The organism is Dietzia maris (assembly GCF_036287335.1).
Taxonomy (GTDB): Bacteria; Actinomycetota; Actinomycetes; order Mycobacteriales; family Mycobacteriaceae; genus Dietzia; species Dietzia cinnamea.
On record NZ_CP143053.1, the window covers coordinates 2,050,345 to 2,075,682 of the forward strand.

Below are 25,338 nucleotides of genomic sequence, written 5' to 3' on the forward strand. Positions count from 1 at the left end.
GAAACGACTGTACTGGCCAAACTACCGGGAAGGGGGAACGGATAACGTGGCAGGTATGACCACTACCCCAACCGGCCAACCCCTGCTGCCCTCCGAGCTCGTCGTGGCGATCGACCACGTCGGCGTGGCGGTGCCCGACTTCGACGCCGCGGTGGCCTGGTACCGCGACAACCTGGGCATGGAGAACCTCCACGAGGAGGTCAACGAGGAGCAGGGCGTGCGCGAGGCGATGCTCGGATCGCCCGGTCGCCCCGAGGGCAGCGCCCTCCTCCAGGTCCTGGCACCGCTCGACGAGACCTCGACGATCGCCAAGTTCATCGACCGCAACGGGCCCGGTATCCAGCAGATGGCGGTCCGTGTCACCGACATCGACGCGATCACCGAGCACCTCACCGGCCGCGGCGTCCGGGTCCTGTACCCCGCGCCCAAGCGGGGCACGGCCGATTCCCGCATCAACTTCGTGCACCCGAAGGACGCGGGCGGCGTGCTGCTCGAGCTGGTCGAGCCCGCCTCCGACCAGCACTAGGAGCGTGGGTCAGTAACACGCCAGTTCAGGTCCGCTGATGGGGCGGGTTCGGCGGGATAATTGTCGTCATGGGCGAGGAAGGGTTGTTCGCCGCCGAGGAGTTCCGCGTCGAGCGGGCTGACCGGCAGGGCGAGGTCGAGCCGGTGGGCGCAGGCAAGACATTTCGGGCGTTCGACCCGGGCCAGGGGTTGTTGCTGCCGCCGTCGCTGGATGACTGGCTTCCGGCCGATCATCTGGCACGGTTCGTGGCGGATCTGGTCGATGAGCACCTGGATTTATCGCGGATCTACGTCTCCTACCAGGAGGGGCGCGGGGCCCCGCCGTACGATCCGCGGTTGATGGTGCGGTTGCTGATCTTCGGCTACACCACGGGGGTGCGCTCCTCCCGCGGGATCGAGAAGGCCTGCACCGACATCGTCGCTTTCCGGTGGTTGGCGGCCGGGGCGGCCCCGGACTACCGCGCGATCGCCAGGTTTCGCAAGAGGCACCTGGCCGCGCTGGGCAACCTGTTCTTGCAGGCGTTGGCGTTGTGCCAGGCCGCCGGGATGGTCACGCTTGGACAGGTCGCGCTGGATGGGACGAAGCTGCGGGCGAACGCCTCCAAACGCAAGGCCATGTCGTACGCGCGGCTGACGGACAAGGAGAAGGTACTGGCCCAGGAGGTCTCCGATCTGCTGGCCGCCGCCGAGGCCATCGACAAGGCCGAGGACGCCAAGTTCGGCAAGAACCGGCGCGGGGACGAGCTGCCCGATGAGCTGGCCCGCCGAGAGTCTCGCCTGGTCAAGCTGCGCCAGGCCAAAGCTGCTCTGGAAGCCGACGCCGCCGCCGATGCGGCGGAGAAGGCTGAGGCTAAGGCCCGCGGTAAGGGCGAAGACGAAGACACCGTCGCGCAGAAGGCCGCTGAGGCCGCCGAGCGCGCCACGCCCAGGCCGAAGGCCCAGCGCAACTTCACCGACCCGGAGTCGAAGATCATGCTCACCGGGGACGGGTCGTTCGCTCAGTGCTACAACGGCCAGGCCGTGGTCGATGCCGCCCATCAGATCATCGTGGCGGCCGAGGTCAACGACTGTGCCGCCGACGTCGGCAACCTCATCCCCATGACCGAGCAGGCCATCAGCAACACGGGGCAGGCCCCGAAGCAGATGCTCGCCGATGCCGGGTACTGCTCAGCCGCGAACCTCGCCGCCTCCGCCGAGGTCACCGGCGAGCAGGGCACCGAGTTCTTCATCGCCACCGGACGACAGCGCAGCGGGGAACCGGCGCCGATCGCCCCCCGGGGACCGATCCCGGCCAGCGCCACGGACAAGCAGCGCATGGCCCGCAAGCTCGCCACGAAGAAAGGCCGAGCGGTCTACGCCCGGCGCAAAGCGATCGTCGAACCGGTCTTCGGACAGATGAGCACCCTGCAGAACGGCAAGCAACTCCTGATTCGCGGTCTGGACGCCGCCCGCGGTGAATGGCTACTGCTCGCTGCCTGCCACAACCTGCGAAAGCTCCACGGTCATATCGGCGCCACCGGGCTCGGCGGCCTCCAGATCGCCTGAACTGGCAGGCCCGGGCGACCTACAGGCTGACCCGCGGACTGAACGCCATCACCGCGGCTTCGCAAACCGAATACCTGGCCGCCAGTGACGCCGGCCCGAGCGCAACGCTCTCACGCACTCCGCCGTACTCTCGGCGCGCTTCGAGCCATTACTGACCCATGCTCCTAGGAAGCTGCTGAACAAGGCGCCATTGGGGGTTGCGGTGGTGTGAGCGGCTTGCGGATCGGTCTCGGTGGGCCGTCAAGCGGCGATTCAGGTCAGCGCTCTGGGTACGGCGACTGGGAGCGATGCGCCCGCCTGTGGTCCTCGTGTGGCTGACCGGCCTGCAGCAGGGAGGTTCATGAGGCCCTGGTTACTGGGTCAGGCCAGGGCCCAGGTCCCGTTCTCCATGGTCAGCCCCATGGCGAGCAGGCGTCGTAGGTTGAGGGCGGCGGCGCGGTGGTGGAGCCAGTTATTGTTCTTGTCCACGCCGCGATAGGGCACTCGTCGGGCGCCTCGGGTGAGCCAGGCGATGGAGCGTTCCACCATCGGGCGATGCTGCCGGTAGGTGGCCCGGAAGTCCTCGCCCTGTGCGCGCTGGCGGTGCTGGCGTTGCAGCACATGGTGCTCGCCCAGCAGCACCGAGCGGCCGGATTGTGAGGTGGTGCACCGCTGGCGCAGCGGACACTGCCGGCAGGCCGCACCGAACTTCGCCCGGCCCTGCGGCGACACTGTCCGCGTGACATCAGCCGGGCAGGTCAACGTGTTTGCCGCGGCATCGAAGGTGAAGTCATCGAGACCAAACCCGCCCTCCACAGCGGGCCTGGTCGGCCAGGGTTTGACCAGCGGCAGCCACTGCTTTCCGGCGAGGGTGGCCAGCATGTCTCCGGTGGCGTACGCCGAATCGCCCAGCACCTCAATGTTCTCGACGTCTGTAGTGGTGGGATCTGTGGTGACCAGGTCCGCGCCGACAGTGGCATCGGAATTGTCCGGGCCGCTGGCCCGGGTCAGCCGGGTCGCGGTGGTCAAGCCGGTGTCGGGTTCGACCACGATGTGGGCTTTGAACCCGTCCTGGCGACGCTGCTGGGTCTTGTGCGCGTGCCGGGCATCAGGATCGACAGTGGAGATCACCCGATCCGGGGCGGTACGGCGCGCGATGCGCCACCGCCCGTCGGTGCCATCGGAATCCTCGGCCGGTTCGACGTCCTGACCGGCCACCAACGCCAAGAGAGCGACCGCCTCGGCCGGCCTGCCACCAGCGGCGGTGATCGCCTCGACGTTCAAAGCCTCCAGCAGTGCCAACGCATCGGCTACCAGGGCGGAGACCAGCTCGTCGCGGGCGGCCTGGTCGTCCCACGCGATACGTGGTTTGCCCGCCGTCTCGTATCCGTGGCCGGTCACCTGGGCCAGGCGGGTGCACACGCTGGCGATGAGGTCTTTGGCGTCGGGGACCTCGCGGCCCACCCGACGGATCTGGGCGATCAACTGGGTGATCGTGTCCTGACGGGCAACCGCATCGTCCAGCACCGTCGAGTCCAGTGCCCGGCGGGTCTTGGACTTGACCGCCCCGGTCTCGGCGATGACCTGACGTACCACCTCGAAGATCCGCTGCGGACGCTCGCTGGCCGCCAACCGGCGCCGCCAATAGGTCAACGTCGACGAGTCAAAGCCCTTCGCATCGACCGCGTACCCGCAGGCAGCCTTCCACCGCAGATCGAACGTCAACGCATCCACGGCCTCACGGTCCGAATGGCCGTACAGGGCTTGCAAGACGATGACGGAGGCGATCACCTCACCCGGGATCGACGGCCGGCCCCGACCCGACCGGAACAGGTCGGCGAACAACTCCGCCGGGAACAACCGGTCCCGATGCTCGGCCAGCAATGCGAACACGCTGCCGGGCTCGAGCAGATGCCCCGCCACCGACTCCACATCCAGCAATTCCCGTTGCCGATCCGACTCACCCTGCATACACGCAGTATTTCAGGCGCCCCGCCAACCCGAGGTGCGGACACCCGGATTGTTCAGCAGCCTCCTAGGGCGTGTCTCCCATAGCTGAGCGGTGACCCGCGAGACCGTGGCCGTATGGGACAGACGAAGTCACGATTTCGCCAGTTCACCGACGAGCAGTGGGAGCGGATAGAGCCCCTGCTGCCCTCGAACGAAGGGCGGCAGGGGCATCCGTTTCGCGACAATCGCAAAGTCGTCGAGGGGATCATCTACCGCTACCGAGCAGGTATTCCCTGGCGGGACCTACCTCGCGAGGAGTTCGGTGCGTGGCAGACCGTGTGGAAGCGTCACGCCCGCTACGCCCGGGACGGGACCTGGGATCGCATCCTGCACGTGATCCTGGCCGATGCCGACGCAGCCGGAAAGATCGACTGGAACGTCTCGGTCGACGCCACCATCTGCCGCGCTCATCAGCACGGCACAAATACAACGCGCCCTGAGCAGGACACAGGGGGCAGGGTCGAATCACAAGAACCGGCCCTTCCGGGACTGTGAACCCGCAGGTCATGGCATCGGTCGCTCGCGAGGAGGGCTGACCACCAAGATTCACAGTGCCGTCGACGGCCGCGGCCGACCGCTGGCGAACGTGATCACCGGTGGGCAACGAAACGACGGCGCGATGCTGGCCGAAGTCCTGGCCGACATCCACGTCCCACGCCACGGCAAGGGCCGACCCCGCACCCGCCCCGACGCGGTGATCGCAGACAAGGCCTACTCGTCTGGCACGATCCGCCGCCAGCTCCGCAGTCGCGGTATCGCCGCTGTCATCCCGGAGAAAAGCGACACCATCGCCGCTCGCGAACGCCGCGGCAGCCGCGGTGGCCGACCCCCGAAACTCGACACTGACCTCTACAAAGACCGAAACGTCGTCGAGCGTTCCTTCGCACTGGCCAAGCAATGGCGAGCGCTGGCCACCCGCTACGACAAACTCGCGATCACTTACCGCGCCGCCGTCACACTCTGCGCAATTCTCACCTGGCTACGCCGATTGGGAGACACACCCTAGATGCATCTTGAGGTGAGTTATGAGACCTCGCGAGCTGGGGCAGTCCGGGCCGGGTGGTTGATCGACGATGCCTCTCATGTCCAAGGCTGCGACTCATTGTGAGAACTCGACAACTGGCGGATGTTCGACTCCGGGAAGGTGATACATCGAGGCGCGGTCAGTCCGGGTTGCTTTCGGGCCGCCCGCGCCTCAAAGCGGTAGGTCGAACCGATGCTTACTCGCTGTCACTCTCGCGCTGATTCGATGGGGCTCCGAATAGTCCACCGGACCACGAGCCGGTTCGGACTCGTCCCCCAGCTCCCACCACGAAGTCGGCGATCACGACACCCGCGCATAGCGCGACTCTAATTGTCTCTGAGGGTTCCTGGTTGGGGCTGACAAGCACGATCAGCGCGTAGGCGACGAGGCCGACGATGAGGCTAGTGAGAAGTGCGGCGGCGATTCGCATCAGCAGTAGCGGTCCCAGTTGATGTTGTCGCCGGCGATTGCGGCGATCCAGAGGCAGGGGAAAGTGAGCACCCCGGTCAGGGCGCAGTGGAAGCCGGTCACCCAGGTGAATGCTCCGATACCGACGAAGGACTTCCAGCAAGTTGCAGCGGGCTGCAACGGTCCATCCTGCTTGTTCGGCTCGGGGGGAAGTTCGGAGACGAGTCGGTATCCACCGGTCCCGTCAGTGTTGGGGACGAGGTACTTTCCGGCGGTCTTGGTGAGGAAAGTGTCGATCGCGTTCTCGTCCATGAGGGCTGCAAGTCGGTCCAGCTCCCCTTGCGGGTCGACCGAGTACCGATTGAGGAACGTCGTCATCGCGGGGCTCGACGACAGCTTGGAGAGGCGCCGATCATACCCTGCCGGATCTGCCTTTCGGGCCGCCTCGGTGTCGAGGTTGGCGTAAGCGTCCAGGGCGGCCTTCTCGGTCGCGCTGTCGATCGCCGTGGTGGGGTTGGCGGAGTTGCTGCTGAGAGTGTCGAGGCTTCCGGTCTGTGCGGCGGCAGTTGGCGCCAGGAGCGCTGCCATGGTGGCGACAGTCGCCCCTACCACACCGATACGAGCTTTCATGTGTCTTCTCCTGATCGACTAGGTGGCGGAGGGGTGAGCACAACAGCAAAGATACTGATGCTCACATTGCGGACGCTAACACCGTCAGTGGGTGCGCACAGCAAACAATGGGAAAAAAAGACCTCACATCAGCAGGGGCACTTCGGTGTTGATGACCCACCAGCCAGGTTGATGAATCGCTGCAATGGTGTTTGGGACGCGTTTCGGAAAGCGCGGTTCTGATGATCGGGTAGCGGTCGGACGGGCATCGGATAGCGGAGTTCACCCGTCCGACCGCTGGGCCGCTATGGCGTTGCCGTGGCGAGGTGTCGTCTCATGTTCGGGCCGTCGAGGGCGATGATCTCGGCGCCGGCGACGATCCGGTTGAGGATCGATTCGGCGATGACCGCGTCTTGGAGCGACTTGTACCAATCGGGCGGGTCGAACTGCGAGGTCACCAGCGTCGAGCCCCGCCCTTCCCGGGCGGCAAGGATGTTGAGCAGCTCCGCCGCGGTGTGCGGGGCCACCGGCGTGGTCAGGAAATCGTCCAGCACTAGCAGGTCGCAGTTGTGCAGATCAGTGAGGAAGTCCAGCCTGCGCTGCGAGGTCGGCTCCAGCACGGCGAGCCGGTTGGCCAGGTCGTCGAGCCGGAAGAACCTCGCGGTGTAGTACTTTCGGCACGCGGCATTGAGAAGCGCCTGGGCGAGGTAGGTCTTGCCCACGCTGGATTGGCCGAGCACGACGAGATTGCGAGTGGCGTCGATCCATTGACAGCTGGAAAGTCGTGCGATTAGCTCGCGGTTGACGTTGCGGTCAGGCAGGTAGCGAATCTCTTCTACGCAGGCGTCAGGGTTTGGCGATCTGGAGGCCTTGAGTAGTTTCTGGGTCCGGCGTTCCTGCCTGGCCGTGATCTCTTTGTCCAGGGCGTGGAAGATCTTCTCCGAGAAGGTCCACTCGTCGCAGGCGGGATCGTTGGCCAGGTCAATGACGGTCTGGCCGAACGCGGTCATCCGCAGCTGCGTGAACAGCGGCATGTCGGCGTCGGTGAGATGACGATCAGTCACGACCGGCCTCCCGGTTTGAGTCGTTGGGAGCGCTGGTGAGGGCGGCGAGGCTGAACTGCTCAGGCCCGGCCAGATGCGCCCCGGTGGTATCTCGCCGACCCGGCGGCGGCTCCAGCCGGTCCGTCGTAGCCGCCACCGCCGGCTGCGTGGTGGTGGGCCGGGCGGCGGCCTGGGCCCGCAGTGCGGCCAGCTGCTGCTTGACGGCGGTGTAGCTGATCGCCCGGCGGGAGGTCTCGGAGACGAGTTGGCCGCAGGCCCGCTCGAGGAGCTGCTTGTTGTCGCCGCGGGCCAGGGCGAGGATGTTCTGGCACGAGCGGTAGCCCTGCGCCTCGATCCGCTGACGATCGAGGACCTCGCTGATCGCGGCGACGGTGTTCGGCCCGATCTTGTGGGCCTGGCGCACGAAGTACGCCCGCGACCACAGGTCCGAGGTCTGCAGATGCGGAGCGGGCACGTGGTCGGGATCGGTGACGAAGGAATGCCGCATACCGGAGACGGTGTGGGAGGCGATGACCTCGCCGCCAGCCATGACCGTGAGTGTGGGGCCGGTGATCTTCACATCGACGTGCTGGCCGGCGAAGGTGTAGGGCACCGAGTACTTCACCGTGGCGATCTCCACGTGGTAATCCCGGTTGACCTTGGATTTCTTCCAGATGACCGGCTGCCAGCGGGCCTCGGGCAGAGCGATCAGTTCGGACTTCTCGTGCTCGGTGAACAGCTCCCGCCGGCTCGTCTTCTGGCCCCGGAACGGGATCCGGTCGTTGATCGACTCGACCTCGGCGGCGATCGCCTCATTCAGATCGTCCAGGCTGGCGAAGCGCCGATCGGCCAGCCGTCCGATCACCCAGTTGGTCACCACCTTCACCCCGGCCTCGACGTTGCCCTTGTCCTTTGGGCGGACTGGTCTGGTGGGCACCGCGGCGGTGCGGTGGTACTCGAGGAAATCCCGATACTCACGGTTGACCTCGCGGGCCCGGTCACCGCGGGCGATCTGGTTCGACGCCGTCGAGGCGTTATCCGGGACGATCACCTGCGCCGCGCCGCCGAAGTACTCGAACGCCTGCAAGTGCGCGTCGAGCCAGCTGGGCATCTTCTCGTCCAGGCAGCCGCAGGCGAAGACCATCCCCGAGTACGGCAGCGACGCCACGAACACCGACACCGTGGTCTTGGTGCCGGTGACGGGATCGAAGATGGCCATCTTCGTGCCCGCCCAGTCGACTTGCATCGTGTGCCCGGGCACATGCGTGATCCGCATCGTCAGCTCGTTGACCTCGACGTACTCGCCGACGATCTGGCAGAACCGCTGATAGCTGTAGTGCCGCTGCCCCGGCGTGCCGTCAGTGTCGAGGTAGTTGGCCCACAGCACCCGCAGCGGCAGCTTGTTCTTGCCCGTGCGCTTCTTCACGGCAGCCGCCACGTCGAAGGCGACGAACTCCGCCGACGGCGTCTTGCGCCCATCGGTGAACAAGGCGTCGATCTCCTCGCCGCTGAGCGCCTCGACCTGGCTGGTGGCGGTCACCCCGTGCTCGTGGCAGACCTTCTTCGCCTTGGCGATCGTGCGGTGCGAGCAGCCCGCGATCGCCTCGATGTCCCGGTAGGACCTGTCCTGCAGCAGTAGCGACATCACCAATCGGTAATCAGTCACCCGTGCCTCCTGTTCGGATCCACGCGCAGCCCAGTTGCCACGCGTAGAACCGACACGAGCACACGAGGACCGGCCCCGCTATCCGATGCTCATACTCGCGCTACCCGATCATCAGAACTCTGCTATCCGAAGCACGTCCCTAACACAATGGGCCTGTGGAGGGCCGGTCGCTCGAAAAGCTGGGCAGTCCGTCCCGGTTTCGACTGCCGGGGACGTTGACTCACGTCTGAAATGGTGGCACTACGTCAGCGTTCGATCACGGCCACTGCCTGCCGCGGCTACCGGCGATCGCCTCTCATTCGGTCTGCTTCCACATCCAAGGTGATGAGAGACCACGTGCGGACCGTGCAAACTATTGCGCCGCAATGCTGTGTGCTTTACCGTGACGCCATGTCACAGAACGAAGCCGTGCACAGAACCCATGCTGTTCTTTCTCCGGAGCAAGTTGAGCTACTCAGGCAGCACGGAATGCCGCCGGCAGAGCCTCACCGATCAACACAGCTCCGACGTCAGGCAAAGCAGGGGCGACCGTTTCCGGTGATCTCGCGTTCTGGCCGTACGTACAAGGACCCCGACGGGCGGCCGTACGGAGAAGTCGACCAGCGCCAACAGGAGCAGGCGGACGCCGGGTACTGGAAAGTTGGCGCGGCGGTTCGTGCGGCGTTGGAGCCCATGACGATTGCGGTGGGCGGGACCGTGAAGCGCATCCGCGAGGTCACCGCGTGGACCTATCACGCCGACAGTGGCAAATGGGTGGCAACGTTCGGCCAGACCTTCGATACGCCCGAAGACAATCCGCGGATCGACGCCCTCTACCCGGACTATCCGTACCGAATCGGGGACGACTGTCCGACCCGGCGCGGAGCAGCGTATCGGCCTGAAACCTACTAGGGCGTGTCTCCTAATTGGCGTAGCCAGGTCAGGATTGCGCAGAGCGTGACGGCGGCGCGGTAGGTGATCGCGAGTTTGTCGTATCGGGTGGCCAGAGCTCGCCACTGCTTGGCCAGCGCGAAGGATCGCTCGACGACGTTGCGGTCTTTGTAGAGGTCGGCGTTGAGTTTCGGAGGCCGGCCACCGCGGGAGCCTCGGCGTTTGCGGGAGGCGATGGTGTCGCTCTTCTCGGGGATGGCCGCGGTGATTCCACGGGCGCGGAGCTGGCGGCGGATCGTGCCGGACGAGTACGCCTTGTCGGCGATCACCGCGTCGGGACGGGTGCGAGGCCTGCCCCGGCCAGGGCGCGGGACGTGGATGTCGGCCAAGACCTGTTCGAGCATCGCGCCGTCGTGTCGTTGGCCGCCGGTGACCACACTCGCCAGCGGCCGGCCGCGACCGTCGACGGCGCTGTGAATCTTGGTGGTCAGCCCGCCGCGGGAGCGGCCAATGCCGTGACCTGCAGGTTCACAGTCCAGGAAGGGGCGGTTCTTGTGATTCGATCGTGCCCCCTGTGTCCTGATCAGGGCGCGTTGTGTTTGTGCCGTGCTGGTGGGCTCGGCAGATGGTGGCATCTACCGAGACGTTCCAGTCGATCTTTCCGGCCGCATCGGCCTCGGCAAGGATGGCCTGCAAGACTCGGTCCCACGTGCCGTCTCGGGCGTAGCGGGCGTGACGCTTCCAGACCGTCTGCCAGGCCCCGAACTCCTCCCGCGGCAGGTCCCGCCAGGGAATTCCTGCTCGGTAGCGGTAGATGATGCCCTCGACGACCTTGCGATTGTCGCGGAACGGATGCCCCTGCCGTCCTTCGTTCGAGGGCAGCAGGGGCTCGATCCGTGCCCACTGCTCATCGGTGAACTGGCGAAAACGTGACTTCGTCTGTCCCATCCGGCCACGGTCTCGCGAGTCAACACTCAACTATGGGAGACACGCCCTAGGAGACTGCTGAACAAGGCGCTATTGGGGTTGGCGGTCGTGTGAGCGGCGGGCCCGGGCGTCACCGGTGGGATGGCGAGCGGCGTTTTAGGTGAGCACTCTGGGTGCGACGACCGAGGGCCTTCGGTCCACTTGATGTGATTATGCGCGGTCTCACCGGCCATCGGCGAGAGGCGGCTCCCCTAACCGCTGGTCAGGCCAGGGCCCAAGCTCCGTTCTGGTGGGTCAGGCCCATGGCTAGCAGGCGACGTAGGTTGAGGGCGGCGGCGCGGTGGTGGAGCCAGCTGTTGTTCTTATCCACCCCGCGATAGGGCACTCGTCGGGCGCCTCGGGTGAGCCAGGCGATGGAGCGTTCCACCATCGGGCGATGCTGCCGGTAGGTGGCCCGGAAGTCCTCGCCCTGTGCGCGCTGGCGGTGCTGGCGTTGCAGCACATGGTGCTCGCCCAGCAGCACCGAGCGGCCGGATTGTGAGGTGGTGCACCGCTGGCGCAGCGGACACTGCCGGCAGGCCGCACCGAACTTCGCCCGGCCCTGCGGCGACACTGTCCGCGTGACATCAGCCGGGCAGGTCAACGTGTTTGCCGCGGCATCGAAGGTGAAGTCATCCAGACCAAACCCGCCCTCCACAGCGGGCCTGGTCGGCCAGGGTTTGACCAGGGGCAGCCACTGCTTTCCGGCGAGGGTGGCCAGCATGTCGCCGGTGGCGTACGCCGAGTCTCCGAGCACTTCAATGTGTTCGACGTATGTAGTGGTGGGATCTGTGGTCACCAGGTCCGCACCGACGGCGGCGTCGGAATTGTCCGGACCGCTGGCCCGAGTCAGCCGGGCCGCAGTGGATGCTCCTATGGATGTCAAGCGGCTTTGGCGAGGTCGGCGGTGGTCGGTGCTTTGGTGGCGGGGTCGCGAGCCTGTAGGTCGTTGATCAGGGCATGGTAGATCTCGCGCGCGATGTGGCGTTTGAGGCAGCGCATGATGTCTTTCTTGGACAGGCCTTGCGCGGTTCGTCGGTCAACGTAGGAGCGGGTGCGTTCGTCCCATCGCATGCGGCTCAGTGCGATGGTATGCAGGGCGTGGTTCGCGGCCCGGTCGCCACCGCGGTTGAGTCGGTGTCGGTCTCGTCGTCCTGAAGAGGCAGGGATCGGGGCCACGCCGCACAGGTGCGCGAACGCCGCTTCGGAGCGCAGCCTGTCTGGGTTGTCGCCCGCGGTGGCCAGAAGCTGCCCGGCGACGTCAGGTCCCACGCCCATGCGGTTCATCAGGGTCGGAGCCGTCTGCGCGGTCAGGGCTTTCAGCTCGACGTCGAGGTCGGCGATCTCCTCACTCAGTGCCAGGATCCGGCGGCTCAGAATGCGTAGTGCCGCCTTGGTCGCGCCGAGGGGACTAGCGAGGTCGCTGGGACGGAACCGGGCGCAGACTGCGGCCAGCTCGCGGGCGGGCAGGCCACGCAACTGGGCTCGCAATTCCTCCGGAGCGGTGATCACCAGCTGCCTGGCCTGGTTGATCGCTTGGGTACGGGCCTTGACCGCGGAGCGCCGAGGCACACGCAAGGCCCGGACGGCCTCCACGATCCCGTCGCGGGTCTTCGGCACGCCAGTGGCACGCCCGGAGGCGACCGCGGTAGCAGCGGCATAGGCGTCTATCGGGTCGGACTTGCCCTTCATCCGCCGGGTCTTGCGGTCGGGTCGGTCGACTTCGACCACCGATAGTCCGGCCCGGGCCAGCACCCGAGACAGCTCGGCGCCGTAGGCACCGGTGCCCTCGACCCCAACGGCCTGCACGGTGCCGTGGCCGCCGAGCCATGAAAGTAGCTGCCGGTACCCGGAACCCGTGGCCGGGAACTCTCGGTCGGCCAGATGCCGCCCGAGGGAGTCGATCACCGCCGCGTGATGGGTCTGGCCATGCGTATCCACTCCGGCGATGACATGCACGTGCTGATCGGACATCATGGTCACTGCTGCCTTTCTCGTTGATCCCGGTGGGGCAGCACGCGCCGGCCAGGCGGGCGGACAAGACAGTGGCGGGGCTTCTGAACCAAGCTCCTATGAGGTCACAAACGCCCGTCCGGTCGCGTGCGTAGCGATCCCCCGAGCGGGCCGACAAATCCGCTTCTAGTCAGCCACCGCGACGGTCAGCCCGTGAGTCAGACCCGCCCGAAGAACCACTACACACATCATCACTGTCAGCCCGGTATCGGGTTCGACCACGATGTGGGCTTTGAACCCGTCCTGGCGACGCTGCTGGGTCTTGTGCGCGTGCCGGGCATCGGGGTCCACGGTAGAGATCACCCGGTCCGGGACGGTGCGGCGGGCGATGCGCCACCGGCCGTCGGTGCCATCGGAATCCTCGGCGGGCTCGACGTCCTGGCCGGCGACCAATGCCAGCAGCGCCACCGCCTCGGCTGGTCTGCCGCCGGCGGCGGTGATCGCCTCAACATCCAGAGCCTCAAGCAGTGCCAGAGCGTCTGCAACCAGGGCCGAGACCAGCTCGTCGCGGGCGGCCTGGTCATCCCAGGCGATACGCGGCTTACCGGCCTCGGAGTAATCGTGCCCGCACACCGCCGCCAACCGGGTGCACTCGGAGGCGATCAGCTCTTTCGCGCCGGGCACTTCGCGGCCGACCCGCCTGATCTGGGCGATGAGTTGGGTGATCGTGTCCTGACGGGCCACCGCATCATCCAGAACCGTCGAGTCCAGTGCGCGGCGGGTCTTAGTCTTGACCGCTCCGGTCTCGGCGATGACCTGGCGCACCACCTCGAAGATCCGCTGCGGATTCTCGCTGGCGGCCAGCCGGCGCCGCCAGTAAGTCAACGTCGACGAGTCGAAGCCCTTGGCATCGACCGCGTACCCGCACGCGGCCTTCCACCGCAGGTCAAACGTCAACGCATCCACGGCCTCCCGGTCGGAGTGCCCAAACAGAGCCTGAAGCACGATGACCGAGGCGATCACCTCCCCCGGGATCGACGGCCGGCCCCGGCCCGAGGGAAACAAATCGGCGAACAACTCCGCCGGGAACAAGCGATCCCGATGCTCGGCCAGCAACGCGAACACGCTGCCGGGCTCGAGCAGATGCCCCGCCACCGACTCCACATCCAGCAACTCACGCTGCCGATCCCACTCACCCTGCATGAACCAAGTATTTCAGGCCCGGGTCAACCCGCGGGGCGGACACCCTGATTGTTCAGCAGTCTCCTAGGCGCGACGGCCGCGCCCGCGGCTAGGGTGGGGGTATGTCGAGCATGCACACACCCCCGGCGACCATCGAGCCGTTCGCGGTGGTGCGCAGGGGTTTCGACCGCGAGCAGGTGACGGCCGCCCTCTCCCGCCTCGAGGCCGAGACGGAACTCCTGCGCGCTGACCGCGACGCCGCCGTCGCGCGCGCCGACCGGGCCGCTGCAGAGGCCGGGCGGGCACACGACCGCGTGCGCGAGCTGGAGTCCCGCGTCGCGGAGCTGGGACGGGCGCCGGTCACCAGCGACCAGATGTCGGATCGCCTGTCCACCATGCTCTCGCTCGCCACCGCAGAGGCCGCGGCCATACGCGACGCCGCCCTCTCGGCCGCGGATCGCGTCCGCACCGAGGCCGACGAGGAGACGTGGAGACTCCGGGAGACCGCGGCCGCCGAACTGTCGGACGTCCGCGCCCGGGCCGCGGCCGTCCGGACAGAACACACCGTCGTGCTCGCCGCGGCCCGCACGCGGGCGGAGGAGATCGTCCGCGCCGCCCAGCGGCAGGCGCGGGCGCTCGACGAGGAGGCCGCCCGTCGTCGGGAGCAGATCGACGAGGATTTCCGACTCGCGTCGGATCTGCGCCGCAGCGAGTCGCTGCGAGAGGAGCGCGAGCGCCACGACGCCGCGGTCGCCGCCGCCGACGCGACGCGCCGTGAGGCGCACGAGGAGGCGCGACGGATCGTCGACCGGGCCCGCGACGAGGCGAGGGCCGTCACGGCGCGGGCACGCGCGCACGTCGAGGAGCTACGGGACCTCCGGCTGCGTGTGGTCGGCGATCTCACCGCGATCCGCGCGAGGCTCGAACCCGTCCCCGGCACCGAGGGCGACGACGTGTTCGAGCTGCCGCCGGAACCGGGGTTCAGCTCCAGCGACGGGTGAGGCCACGACGGAGGCGGCCAGCCCAGCATCCGGCGTGCCAGTGCCGTCGCTCGTCGTCGCCGCCCGGCCGGTCCGGCCAGGCGACCACGTGAGGTGTTCCCACGGTGACGAGGTGGTCGCAGCCCGGGCACCTGTAGTCCTTCGTAGCCCGTGCCGCCGGGATCCGCCGGACGTGGTACTGATCGGGATCGCCGGCGGGGCCGGACTCGAGCGCGCCACCGCCGAGGCCGTCCCGCCGCGGCGCGGGGCGTTCGCCGCCGCCGCGCCGGTGTCTCCTGGGCATCTGCCTAGCTCAGAAGAGCCGTAGGTCAGTGGACTCGATGCCGCGGAGAGTGTCGTAGTCGAGGGTGACGCAGCGGATTCCCCTGTCAGTGGCGAGGGTGCGGGCCTGCGGCTTGATGACCTGTGCGGCGAAGATCCCGGTCACCGGGGCGAGCAGCGGATCGCGGTTGAGCAGCTCCAGGTATCTCGTGAGTTGTTCCACGCCGTCGATCTCGCCACGACGCTTGATCTCCACCGCCACTGTCACACCGTCGGCGTCACGGCCGAGGATGTCGACCGGCCCGATGGCGGTCATGTACTCGCGGCGCACGAGGCTGTACCCGGGGCCAAGGGTCTCGATGTGCTCCGCGAGCAGTTCCTGGAGGTGGGCCTCGACGCCGTCCTTCACGAGACCCGGATCCACGCCGAGTTCGTGTTGGGACTCGTGGTGCACCTCGGCCACGGTGATCCGCAGCTGCTCCCCTGACTTGTTCTCCACTATCCAGAGGACGTGATCAGGGTTCTCCGGGTGCTCCTGCTCGGAAAGCGAGCAGGGCGGCGTCATCCAGTTGAGCGGCTTGTACGCCCGGTCGTCGGCGTGGACGCTGACCGAGCCGTCCGCCTTGACGAGCAGCAGGCGCGGCGCCATGGGAAGGTGCGCGGTGAGACGGCCCACGTAGTCGACCTGACAGGTGGCGACGACGAGACGCAAGGATTCCTCCTGGATACGGGCAGTGAACCGCTGGGAGCGGGCAGCGGACCGAGAGCGCGGTCCCGGGGCGTCAGCGGTGGGGACGCCGGGGCCGGATCTGCTCGGTCGAACAGGCCTCGACCCATGCGAGCAATCCGGTCAGTTCGGCGGGCGCGAGGCACAGCTCACCCTCGACGACGGAGCCCCCGGGATCGGTCCCGGAGAAGGGCACGATCACCTCGCCCTCCTCGGCCACGTCGAGCTCGGGACCGGTCGGTTGTCGTCGCGCCCCCAGTGCGAGACTCCGACGGTCGAGCCGTACATCGGCTCCGAACCGGACGCTGCCCAGGCGGTAGAAGGCGACGTCGGTATCGGAGTACCGGACCGCTCCGTATCGCCACGACTCCTCCCCCGTCCTGCGCACGAGGACCGACGTGGAGTTCCGTCGGACGACCACCAGACGATAGACCGCGGCCGCGACCACCGGGATCAGGACGAGCAGGACGACGACACCGAGAACGATCTCGATGGGAGCCGTCAATCTGCTCAACTCCTTCCGGTGGCCGCGGCCGGGGGTGCCGGTCGGGCCGGAGGTCGACTTAGGCGCCGGCCTTCTCGATGGCGCGGAGGCGACCCCGGGCCTTTGCGGCGGCGGCGGCGTCGTCGCCGGCCTCGGACAGCGCCTTCTCGGCAGCGGAACGGTCGATCGCGTCGGACCACTCCGCCGCCTCACCGAGGATACTGACCTTGTGGGCGGTGACCGAGAGGAAGCCACCCTGGACCGCGGCGACCTTCTTGCCCTCGTCGGTGTAGACGGTCACGGTGCCACCGGCGTCCAGTTCGCCGAGCAGCGGCTCGTGCCCGGCCTGGATGCCGATCTCGCCCTCGGTGGTCTTGGCGACCACCATCGTGGCGGTACCGGACCAGAAGCGGCGCTCGACCGTGACGAACTCGACTTCGATGTCAGCCATTGTCTACGGTCACTTCCCCGAGAGCTTCTTGGCGGCCTTCTCGACGTCGTCCAGACCGCCGATGCCGTTGAACGCCTGCTCGGGCAGGTGGTCGAGCTCGCCCTTGCACAGCTTGTCGAAGGCCTCGATGGTCTCGGACAGCGGCACGACCGAGCCGACCTGGCCGGTGAACTTCTCGGCGACGAGGAAGTTCTGGCCCAGGAAGCGCTCGAGACGACGGGCCCGCTGGACGGTGACCTTGTCCTCCTCGGACAGCTCGTCCATACCGAGGATCGCGATGATGTCCTGGAGCTCCTTGTACTTCTGGAGGATCCGGATGACTTCCTGCGCGACGCGGTAGTGCTCCTCGCCCACGATGCCGGGCTCGAGGATGCGGGAGGTCGAGGTGAGCGGGTCCACGGCCGGGTAGATACCCTTCGACGCGATGGAGCGGGAGAGCTCCGTGGTGGCGTCGAGGTGGGCGAACGTGGTCGCCGGCGCGGGGTCGGTGTAGTCGTCCGCGGGGACGTAGATCGCCTGCAGCGAGGTGATCGAGCGCCCGCGGGTCGAGGTGATCCGCTCCTGCAGCTGACCCATCTCGTCCGCCAGGGTCGGCTGGTAACCGACGGCGGACGGCATACGGCCCAGCAGCGTCGAGACCTCGGAACCGGCCTGGGTGAAACGGAAGATGTTGTCGATGAACAGCAGGACGTCCTGGCCCTGCACGTCGCGGAAGTACTCGGCCATCGTCAGGGCCGAGAGGGCGACGCGCATACGCGTCCCCGGCGGCTCGTCCATCTGACCGAACACCAGGGCGGTGTCCTGGAGAACGCCCATCTCCTCCATCTCGAGGAAGAGGTCGGTGCCCTCACGGGTGCGCTCGCCGACGCCGGCGAACACCGACGTACCGGAGAACTCACGCGCGATACGGGTGATCATCTCCTGGATGAGAACGGTCTTGCCGACACCGGCGCCACCGAACAGGCCGATCTTGCCGCCCTTCACGTACGGGGTCAGCAGGTCGATGACCTTCACGCCGGTCTCGAGGATCTCGGTCTTGCCCTCGAGCTGGTCGAAGGCCGGCGGCTCGCGGTGGATGCCCCACTGCTCGCCGTCCCGGCCCGTGCCGGGGGCGTCGAGGCAGTCGCCGAGCGCGTTGAAGACGTGGCCCTTGACGACATCGCCGACCGGCACCGAGATCGGCTTGCCGGAGTCGACGACCTCGGCACCGCGGACGAGACCGTCGGTCGACTGCATCGAGATGCAGCGCACCATGTTGTCACCGAGGTGCTGGGCGACCTCGAAGGTCACCGTCTTGGCGACGGCCGGGAGGGTGATCTCGGCCGTGAGGGCGTTGTAGAGGGCCGGGAGGGCGCCGCGCGGGAACTCCACGTCGACGACCGCGCCCAGGACGCGGGAGACCCGGCCGGTGAGACCGGCCGTGCCCGTCGTGCTCTGATCGGTTACAGCTGTGGTCATTGTCTAGTCACTTCCTGCGCTCGCGGCGAGCGCACCGGCTCCGCCGACGATCTCGCTGATTTCCTGGGTGATCTGTGCCTGACGGGCCTGGTTCGCCTCACGGCTGAGGCCCTCGACGATGTCGGTCGCGTTGTCCGTCGCCGACTTCATGGCCGTACGACGGGCCGCCGACTCCGACGCCGCCGACTCGAGCAGTGCGGCGAAGGCCCGGGTCGACATGTACCTCGGGAGGAGGTTGTCGAGCAGGGTGTCGGCGTCCGGCTCGAAGGTGACCTCGGGCTTGAACTCGGCCTCTGGGGAGTCCATGTAGTCCTCGCCCAGGTCCAGCTCCTCGATCTCGACCTGGGTCTCGATCGGCGCCAACCGCCGCGCCTTGGGCGTCTGGGTCAGCATGGAGACGAACCGGGTGTAGACGATGTGGACCTCGTCCACGCCCTTACGGGTCGTGCCGCCCTGGTGATCCTCACCGAGGAACTCCGCGGCGTCGAACGAGTCCTCGCCGCCGACAGCGAACGCCTTCGACAGGAGCTGGAAGGCCGGCCGGGCCTCCTGGTAGTCGGGCTTCTCGGAGTGCCCGGACCACGAACCGGCGAGGGGGATCTCCCGGAAGGTGTAGTAGACGATGCCCTTGTTGCCGAGGACGTAGATGTCCACCTCGCGACCCTCGCCCTCGAGGTACGCGATGAGCTCGGCGGCCTCCTTGAGGACATTGTGGTTGTAGCCGCCGGCCATGCCACGGTCGGAGGTCACCACGAGGACCGCGGACCGCTTGGGATCCTCGGGCTCGTTGAGCATGCGGTGCTGGATCGACGACGCACTCGCGAGGTCGGTCAGGATCGCCGTGATCTGGTCCGCAAACGGCTTCGCCGCGGCGACCCGTGCCTGGGACTTGGAGATCTGCGAGGTGGCGATCAGCTCCTGGGCCTTGGTGATCTTCTTCGTCGAGTTGACCGACTTGATCCGGTCGCGGAGTTCGCGCAGGTTGGCCATGGTCTCAGATCACGCTCCTCTCGCCCGAGTATCGGATGGCTGTCATCGCGAGGCCTCAGGCCTTCTTCTTCTTGGTGACCGTCAGCGTCTCGCGGTCGATCTCGTCCTCGGACAGCGCCTCGGCCTCGGGCTCGTTGACGACCCGCGAGCCGTCGGAGGCCACGAAGCCCTCCTTGAACTCGTCGGTCTTGGCCTTGAGGGTGGACATCGAGTCGTCGGACAGCGCGGCGCCGCCGGCGATCTGCTCGTAGACGTCGGAGGCGGCGTGGTGCAGGTGCTCGAGGAGCTCGTTCTCGAAGCGACGCACGTCCTCGACGGGGACGCTGTCGTAGAAGCCCTCGCCCGCGAGGTAGATCGACACGATCTGGTCCTCGACGGCCACCGGCGAGCTCTGGTCCTGCTTGAGGATCTCCACCAGACGCTGGCCGCGCTCGAGCTGGGCCTTGGAGGCGGCGTCGAGGTCGGAGGCGAACGTCGCGAACGACTCGAGATCGCGGTATGCGGCCAGGTCGAGACGCAGCGAGCCGGAGACCTTCTTCATGCCCTTGGTCTGGGCGGCGCCGCCGACTCGGGAGACGGAGATACCGACGTTGACGGCCGGCCGCACACCACGGTTGAACAGGTCGGACTCGAGGAAGACCTGGCCGTCGGTGATCGAGATGACGTTGGTCGGGATGAACGCCGAGACGTCGTTGGCCTTGGTCTCGATGATCGGCAGGCCGGTCAGCGAGCCGCCGCCCATCTCGTCCGAGAGCTTGGCGCACCGCTCCAGCAGGCGGGAGTGGAGGTAGAAGACGTCACCCGGGTAGGCCTCGCGGCCCGGCGGGCGACGCAGCAGCAGCGAGATCGCACGGTAGGCGTCGGCCTGCTTCGACAGGTCGTCGAACACCACGAGGACGTGGTTGCCCTGGTACATCCAGTGCTGGCCGATGGCCGAGCCGGTGAACGGGGCGAGCCACTTGAAGCCGGCGGAGTCGGAGGCCGGGGCCGCGACGATGGTCGTGTACTCCATCGCGCCGTGCTCCTCGAGGGTCGCCTTGACGCCCGCGATGGTGGAGCCCTTCTGGCCGACCGCGACGTAGATGCACCGCAGCTGCTTGGTCTTGTCGCCCGACTCCCAGTTGGCCTTCTGGTTGAGGATGGCGTCGATGCAGACGGCGGTCTTGCCCGTCTTGCGGTCACCGATGATGAGCTGACGCTGGCCGCGGCCGATCGGCGTCATGGCGTCGATCGCCTTGATGCCGGTCTGCATGGGCTCCTCGACCGGCTGGCGCTCGAGGACGGAGGGGGCCTGCAGCTCGAGGGCGCGGGTGTCCTCCGACTCGATGTCGCCGAGGCCGTCGATCGGCTGGCCGAGCGGGTTGACGACGCGGCCGAGGAAGCCGTCGCCGACGGGCACGGAGAGGACGTCACCGGTGCGACGGACCTCCTGGCCCTGGGCGATCTCCTCGAAGTTGCCGAGGATGACCGCGCCGATCTCGCGGTCCTCCAGGTTCAGCGCGACGCCGAGGATGCCGCCCGGGAACTCCAGCAGCTCGTTGGCCATCGCCGAGGGGAGACCGCTGATGTGCGCGATGCCGTCACTGGTGTCGACGACGACGCCGACCTCTTCCTTGGTCGCGTCGGTCGAAACAGTCGAGGTGTAGTTCGCAATCGCGCTGCGGATCTCATCGGAGGAGATCGTCAACTCCGCCATGTCATTCCTGCTCTCAAAGTCGGGATGTGCTTTATAGGTGTGTGCCGAGCCTCGACCACTGGAGACCGCAGCTCGTCGTTCGACCGGTCGAACCGGTCAGCGCAGGGTGCGCCGCAACGCGTCCAGGCGACCCGCCACGCTGCCGTCGATGATCTCGTCACCCACGCGGACCACCGCCCCGCCCAGCAGGGCGGGATCGACGTCGTTGTGGATGGCCAGCTCGCGGCCGTAGATCGACGCGAGCCGGCCACGGAGGTCGTCGGTCTGCTGCTCGGTCAGGGGCTCCGCGCTCGTCACCACGGCCACGGCGCGGCCGCGCAGTTCCGCGGCCTGCCGGGAGATCTCCATGAAGTCGTCCGCGGGCATCCCGGCCGGCCGGGCGACGGCCTGGGAGGCCAGCGCCTCGGTGACCGCGGTGACCTTGCCGTAGAGCACCTGGGCGAGCAGGGCCCGCTTGGCGTCCGCCGGCGCGGTCTTGTCGGCGAGGGCCTGCTCGAACTCCGCGTCGCCGGCGACGATGCGGCCGAGCCGGAACAGCTCGTCCTCGACCGTCTGGAGCTGGCCCTGCTGCTCCGCGGAGCGCAGGAGCGCCTCGCGGCCCAGCAGGATCAGGCCCGCCCGCAGTTCACGCGGGTTGGACCAGTCCCGGGACACCGCAGCGAGCAGGAGGTCGAGCGTGGTCTGGTCGACCTTCCACCCGAAGACCCCGCGCACGAGGTCCTGGCGGGCCTCCACCGGGGCGGACGTGTCGGCCACGGCGACCCGGAGTGACCGGTTGTCCTCCAGGACGTCGACGACCTGGAAGAGCTCCTGGCCCACCTTCGCACCGGTCGCCCCGCCGGCCGGGTCGGCGGCCAGGGCGGACTTCAGTGCCTCACGGGTCTGGTCGAGCGCGTCGCGACTCGCTGCGTGCATGGACTCCACTTCCCTTAGTTCTTGCCCGCGCCGGGGACCCGGTCGAGGTCTGCCAGAAAGCGGTCGATGGTGCCGGAGCGACGGACGGAGTCCGACAGCTGCTCACCCATGAGCCGCTCGGCCAGATCGACGGACTGACGCCCGAGATCGGAACGCAGTTCCGCGACGATCTGCTGACGCTGGGCCGCGAGCTGCTGGTTGCCGGCGGCGACGATCCTGTCGCTCTCGGCCTGCGCCTCGGCCTTCATGTCCGCGAGGATCTGCTGGCCCTGGGCTCGCGCGTCGTCGCGGATCTTGGCCGCTTCGCTGCGCGCCTCGGCGAGCTGTGCCTTGTACTTGGCCAGCTCCTCCTTCGCCTCGGCCTGGGTCTGCTCGGCACGACGCAGACCGCCCTCGATCCGCTCCTCTCGCTCATCGAGAACCTGCTGGAACTTCGGAAGGATGAACTTCCAGAACAGCCAGAGGATGACGGCGAGCGGGATGAGCGACCAGACGATGTCATACAGCGGAGGAATGAGCGGGTTGGGGCTCTCCTCCAGGGGGAGTGCTTCCCCCTCGGCCGCCAAGATGGCGATGACGTTGTTCATGGTGCGTCCCTAAGAGGTCGGTGTGTCGTCGATCAGAACAGGAAGCCGGCGACGATACCGATCAGGGCGAGCGCCTCGGTGAAGGCGATGCCGAGGAACATCGTGGTACGGAGGGTGCCGGCCATCTCGGGCTGACGGGCCATGCCCTCGACGGTCTTGCCGACGAGGATGCCGATGCCGATGCCGGGGCCGATGGCGGCGAGGCCGTAGCCGATCGCGCCGTAGCCGGTGACGTTCTGCTCGGCGGCCTGGGCGAGAGTGACGATGTCCATGGGGTTTCCCTTTCAGATGGCCGGGGCGGGTGGTTCCGCCCCGGTCGGACGTGGGTTGTCTGATTGACGGGTGGTCGTGTCAGGCCTGGGGGCCCGGGTACTAGTGGTTCTCCGCGTGGAGCGCACTGTCGATGTAGACGGCGACCAGCAGCGCGAAGATGTAGGCCTGCAGGAAGATCACCAGCAGCTCGAAGAGCGTGAACGCGACGGACAGCAGGGAGATGCCGGCGGACAGGACCGTCCAGCCGTTGAGCTGCCAGAAGAAGAAGTTCGACGCGCTGAACAGCAGCACCAGGATCAGGTGCCCCGCGAGCATGTTCGCCATGAGTCGGATGGTCAGCGTGGCGGGGCGCAGGATGAACGTCGAGACGAGCTCGATCGGGACCACCAGCAGGTGCAGGGCCGGCGGCAGGTTGGGGATCACGACGCTCGCCTTGATGAAGCGTCCGAAGCCGTAGCGCTTGGATCCCGCGTAGATGAAGGTGACGTAGCCCAGCAGGGCGAGCACCAGCGGGAACCCGATCCGGGCGTTCGGGGAGATGTTCAGCCCCGGGATGATGGCCGGCAGGTTCATCGCCACCACCGCGAAGAAGATCGTCGCGATGATCGGGAGGAAGCGGCGACCCTGCTCCTTGCCGAGGATCTCCTCCGAGATGTGCACCCGGACGAAGTCGAGGCAGATCTCCGCGACGTTCTGGACGCCCCGCGGCACCAGCTTCGGGTTGCGCATCGCGATCACCAGGAACGCGAGGAGAACGACCGCCATGAGGAGTCGGACCAGCATGAGGCGGTCGAGGGTGAAGGCACCGCCGGCGAAGTCCGTCAACCACTGCTCGGCAGGGAAGAACTCCTTGTCGATGTTCGGGGGGTGGAACTCGCCTTTGAAGGCCAGAAGCGTGGTACTCAGTGTGTTCTCCCCTGGTCGTGTCGGGCGACGGGCGCCCCAGCGCGTTCGGTATGAGCGGCCCGGAGTTCGCGGCCGGATCGGGTCAGCGCGCGAACGTCGTCAGGCCACGTGGCAGCCCGGTGACGTGCTCGTCTCACCGTCGTAAAGAGTAACACCCCGGTCTCGGTCCGTGACGGCAGGGGCACCCCTCAGGGGACGGTGGGTTCGACGTACGGCGTCCGGGCCTTGAGCACGGCCCACGTCTCCCCCGCGAGCACCACGACCAGTGCGACGATGATCGTCACGCCGAAGGCCGTGTGCGAGTAGAAATCGAACTGCGCGAGGGCGGCGACCACGCCCATCGCCACCAGGAGCTTGAGGAGCCACGTGCCCAGCACGACCGCTGCGGTGGTCTGCGGCGCGGAGCGCGCGGTGGCGATGACGACGATCGCGGTGGCGAGGACGAACGCCCCGCCGATCCCGGCGCCCATCAGGGCGCCCCACAACCCGGGCAGACCGTCGACGAGCGCCCAGACGATCGCGCTGATGACGGCGAGTACAGCCAGGGCCAGGACGCCGAACCGGACCGCCTTGCGCAACGCGGCGGTGTGCGGGCTCTCGGCGGGACGGTCGTCGGGTGCGGGCGCATCAGTCATGCCGTGCAGCCTAGCCGGATGCGGTCCCGCCTCCCGCGTGGTGTTGCGCCCGGGAGCTGCGGAGGCGCGGCACCAGGGTCGCGGCCAGCACGGAGAGCAGACCGGCGGCGACGAGCGGCACGATCACCTCGGTGGGCAGCATCGTCGCGCCCACGGCGCCGAAGGCGATGAGCGAGACCCACGCGTAGATCACGAGGGCGACACGGCGGTGGGAGTGCCCCAACGCGAGGAGGCGGTGGTGGAGGTGCATTTTGTCGGGCGCGAACGGGCTGCGCCCCGCCCCGACGCGGCGGACGACCGCCATGACGAGGTCCAGGACGGGCACGAACATCGCCGCGGCCACGACGATCACCGGCGAGAGCAGCACGATCATCTCCTGCGGCCCGTACAGGCTCTGCGAGATCTTCCCGGACGCGCTGGTGGAGGCCGCGGCGAGCACCAACCCGATGAGCATCGACCCGGAGTCGCCCATGAAGATGCGCGCGGGCTGGAAGTTGTGGGGCAGGAAGCCGAGGAGCGCGCCCGCGAGCACGGCGGTGACGAGCGCCGGCGGATAGGCGCCTACCGTTCCGCCCTGGTCGAGCATGATCCCCACGGAGAACACGCAGATGGCGAGCGCGGCGATCGCGCCGAGTCCGGCGGCGAGCCCGTCGAGCCCGTCGACGAAGTTCATCGCGTTGACGATCGCCAGCGTGAAGACGACGGTGAGCAGCCCGGCCTGCAGCTGATCCAGGACGAGGATGTTGCCGTCGCCGAACGGCAGGTACACGAGGGTCCACGACACGCCCATGGCGACCAGGACACCGGCGGCCGCGGCCTGACCGGCGAGTTTGGTGACGGCACCGAGGCCGAGGATGTCGTCGACGATCCCCACCAGCACGATCACGCCTCCGGCGATGATGGTGGCCTCGACGTCGGGCGCGAAGGGCGGGAACGCCCTGTTGAGGGCGGGGAGCTGGGCGGCGAGGTAGACGGCGACGAGCATCCCCGTGAAGATGCCGACCCCGCCCAGCCGGGGGGTGGGCACGACGTGCACGTCGCGCTCACGGGGGTACGCCAACCCGCCGATCGCGGGCGCCACTCCCCTGACCAGCCCGGTCACGACGAAGGTGACGAGGCCGGCGGTGACACCGATGAGCAGGAGCTCCCGGAACGGGATCCCGATGCCCACGGC

General features: G+C 67.7%; 24 protein-coding genes and 2 pseudogenes. 5 read left to right on the top strand and 21 right to left on the bottom strand.

The genetic code is table 11. The features are described from left to right. Window positions 1-55 precede the first annotated feature (55 nt). Entirely contained in the window at window positions 56-526 is a 471-nt protein-coding gene (mce, locus tag VYL96_RS09440) for a methylmalonyl-CoA epimerase (RefSeq protein WP_007627608.1), read from the top strand. Window positions 527-594: 68 nt separating this feature from the next. Further along, on the top strand, window positions 595-2,070 hold the full coding sequence (locus VYL96_RS09445) for an IS1182 family transposase (protein WP_061917889.1): 1,476 nt from the start codon (window positions 595-597) through the stop codon (window positions 2,068-2,070). A gap of 360 nt (window positions 2,071-2,430) precedes the next feature. Here the strand turns inward: VYL96_RS09445 and VYL96_RS09450 are convergent, their stop codons facing one another. Then, on the bottom strand, window positions 2,431-4,020 hold the full coding sequence (locus tag VYL96_RS09450; protein WP_204649355.1) for an IS1182 family transposase: 1,590 nt from the start codon (window positions 4,018-4,020) through the stop codon (window positions 2,431-2,433). Window positions 4,021-4,134: 114 nt separating this feature from the next. On the opposite strand from VYL96_RS09450, the pseudogene VYL96_RS09455 reads away from it, so the two are divergent. Then, window positions 4,135-5,065, top strand: a pseudogene (locus VYL96_RS09455) (IS5 family transposase). A gap of 447 nt (window positions 5,066-5,512) precedes the next feature. Here the strand turns inward: VYL96_RS09455 and VYL96_RS09460 are convergent. The 3 genes from VYL96_RS09460 to istA form a co-directional block, all read right to left on the bottom strand. After that, window positions 5,513-6,079: a hypothetical protein gene (locus VYL96_RS09460; protein WP_061917924.1), complete on the bottom strand. Its 567-nt coding sequence runs from the start codon at window positions 6,077-6,079 to the stop codon at window positions 5,513-5,515. A gap of 326 nt (window positions 6,080-6,405) precedes the next feature. Then, window positions 6,406-7,164, bottom strand: coding sequence for an ATP-binding protein (locus VYL96_RS09465; protein WP_007633699.1), 759 nt, complete (start codon window positions 7,162-7,164; stop codon window positions 6,406-6,408). Continuing rightward, window positions 7,157-8,809 carry an IS21 family transposase gene (istA, locus tag VYL96_RS09470; protein ID WP_259828226.1) on the bottom strand — a complete coding sequence of 551 codons (1,653 nt, stop codon included), beginning with the start codon at window positions 8,807-8,809 and terminating at the stop codon, window positions 7,157-7,159. Before istA ends, VYL96_RS09465 begins: the two co-directional genes overlap by 8 nt. Window positions 8,810-9,199: 390 nt before the next feature. Here istA and VYL96_RS09475 point away from each other — a divergent pair, with 390 nt between their 5' ends. Beyond that, entirely contained in the window at window positions 9,200-9,700 is a 501-nt protein-coding gene (locus VYL96_RS09475) for a hypothetical protein (RefSeq protein ID WP_153038723.1), read from the top strand. Here VYL96_RS09475 and VYL96_RS09480 read toward each other — a convergent pair. The 4 genes and pseudogenes from VYL96_RS09480 to VYL96_RS09495 form a co-directional block, all read right to left on the bottom strand. Further along, window positions 9,697-10,627 (bottom strand): IS5 family transposase gene (locus VYL96_RS09480; RefSeq protein WP_375544743.1). Its coding sequence is split into 2 segments (ribosomal slippage): window positions 9,697-10,242 and window positions 10,244-10,627, totalling 930 coding nucleotides; the frame shifts between segments, so codons are not numbered across the junction. The two genes, VYL96_RS09475 and VYL96_RS09480, sit on opposite strands and share 4 nt — an antisense overlap. 241 nt (window positions 10,628-10,868) lie before the next feature. Next, window positions 10,869-11,531 (bottom strand): transposase, encoded by a 663-nt coding sequence (locus VYL96_RS09485; RefSeq protein ID WP_329437035.1) that lies wholly within the window; start codon window positions 11,529-11,531, stop codon window positions 10,869-10,871. Further along, window positions 11,528-12,619 (bottom strand): IS110 family RNA-guided transposase, encoded by a 1,092-nt coding sequence (locus tag VYL96_RS09490; protein WP_198150851.1) that lies wholly within the window; start codon window positions 12,617-12,619, stop codon window positions 11,528-11,530. Before VYL96_RS09490 ends, VYL96_RS09485 begins: the two co-directional genes overlap by 4 nt. Window positions 12,620-12,796: 177 nt before the next feature. Further along, a pseudogene (locus VYL96_RS09495) lies at window positions 12,797-13,801 on the bottom strand (transposase); the annotation flags it as partial. Window positions 13,802-13,902: 101 nt separating this feature from the next. On the opposite strand from VYL96_RS09495, the gene VYL96_RS09500 reads away from it, so the two are divergent. Continuing rightward, the gene (locus VYL96_RS09500) at window positions 13,903-14,781 is read left to right on the top strand and encodes a coiled-coil domain-containing protein (protein WP_232303097.1); all 879 of its coding nucleotides are present in this window, start codon (window positions 13,903-13,905) and stop codon (window positions 14,779-14,781) included. On the opposite strand, the gene VYL96_RS09505 is transcribed toward VYL96_RS09500, so the two are convergent. The 13 genes from VYL96_RS09505 to VYL96_RS09565 form a co-directional block, all read right to left on the bottom strand. After that, complete coding sequence (locus VYL96_RS09505; protein ID WP_083961741.1) at window positions 14,762-15,064, bottom strand: Rv1322 family protein; 303 nt, start codon at window positions 15,062-15,064, stop codon at window positions 14,762-14,764. The genes VYL96_RS09500 and VYL96_RS09505 overlap by 20 nt on opposite strands. A gap of 9 nt (window positions 15,065-15,073) precedes the next feature. Further along, the gene (gene nucS, locus VYL96_RS09510; protein ID WP_007627610.1) at window positions 15,074-15,754 is read right to left on the bottom strand and encodes an endonuclease NucS; all 681 of its coding nucleotides are present in this window, start codon (window positions 15,752-15,754) and stop codon (window positions 15,074-15,076) included. Between the two features lie 70 nt (window positions 15,755-15,824). Further along, on the bottom strand, window positions 15,825-16,274 hold the full coding sequence (locus tag VYL96_RS09515) for a DUF2550 family protein (RefSeq protein WP_007627611.1): 450 nt from the start codon (window positions 16,272-16,274) through the stop codon (window positions 15,825-15,827). A gap of 58 nt (window positions 16,275-16,332) precedes the next feature. Further along, window positions 16,333-16,704 (bottom strand): F0F1 ATP synthase subunit epsilon, encoded by a 372-nt coding sequence (locus VYL96_RS09520; RefSeq protein WP_007627612.1) that lies wholly within the window; start codon window positions 16,702-16,704, stop codon window positions 16,333-16,335. 9 nt (window positions 16,705-16,713) lie between these two features. Further along, the gene (gene atpD / locus VYL96_RS09525; RefSeq protein WP_007627613.1) at window positions 16,714-18,162 is read right to left on the bottom strand and encodes a F0F1 ATP synthase subunit beta; all 1,449 of its coding nucleotides are present in this window, start codon (window positions 18,160-18,162) and stop codon (window positions 16,714-16,716) included. Between the two features lie 3 nt (window positions 18,163-18,165). After that, entirely contained in the window at window positions 18,166-19,152 is a 987-nt protein-coding gene (locus VYL96_RS09530; RefSeq protein ID WP_131885575.1) for a F0F1 ATP synthase subunit gamma, read from the bottom strand. 55 nt (window positions 19,153-19,207) lie between these two features. Then, window positions 19,208-20,848 carry a F0F1 ATP synthase subunit alpha gene (gene atpA, locus VYL96_RS09535; RefSeq protein WP_007627617.1) on the bottom strand — a complete coding sequence of 547 codons (1,641 nt, stop codon included), beginning with the start codon at window positions 20,846-20,848 and terminating at the stop codon, window positions 19,208-19,210. 96 nt (window positions 20,849-20,944) lie between these two features. After that, window positions 20,945-21,763, bottom strand: coding sequence for a F0F1 ATP synthase subunit delta (locus tag VYL96_RS09540; RefSeq protein ID WP_007627619.1), 819 nt, complete (start codon window positions 21,761-21,763; stop codon window positions 20,945-20,947). 14 nt (window positions 21,764-21,777) lie between these two features. Continuing rightward, window positions 21,778-22,350 carry a F0F1 ATP synthase subunit B gene (locus VYL96_RS09545; RefSeq protein ID WP_007627620.1) on the bottom strand — a complete coding sequence of 191 codons (573 nt, stop codon included), beginning with the start codon at window positions 22,348-22,350 and terminating at the stop codon, window positions 21,778-21,780. A 32-nt stretch (window positions 22,351-22,382) separates the two neighbouring features. Then, window positions 22,383-22,622 carry an ATP synthase F0 subunit C gene (locus tag VYL96_RS09550; protein ID WP_007627622.1) on the bottom strand — a complete coding sequence of 80 codons (240 nt, stop codon included), beginning with the start codon at window positions 22,620-22,622 and terminating at the stop codon, window positions 22,383-22,385. A gap of 100 nt (window positions 22,623-22,722) precedes the next feature. Beyond that, window positions 22,723-23,448: a F0F1 ATP synthase subunit A gene (gene atpB, locus VYL96_RS09555; protein WP_007627624.1), complete on the bottom strand. Its 726-nt coding sequence runs from the start codon at window positions 23,446-23,448 to the stop codon at window positions 22,723-22,725. 269 nt (window positions 23,449-23,717) lie between these two features. Beyond that, window positions 23,718-24,164, bottom strand: coding sequence for a Cg1360 family ATP-synthase-associated protein (locus VYL96_RS09560; protein ID WP_007627626.1), 447 nt, complete (start codon window positions 24,162-24,164; stop codon window positions 23,718-23,720). 10 nt (window positions 24,165-24,174) lie between these two features. Next, window positions 24,175-25,335, bottom strand: a complete 1,161-nt coding sequence (locus VYL96_RS09565) for a glycosyltransferase family 4 protein (protein ID WP_061916031.1) — start codon at window positions 25,333-25,335, stop codon at window positions 24,175-24,177. Between the last annotated feature and the right edge of the window lie 3 nt (window positions 25,336-25,338).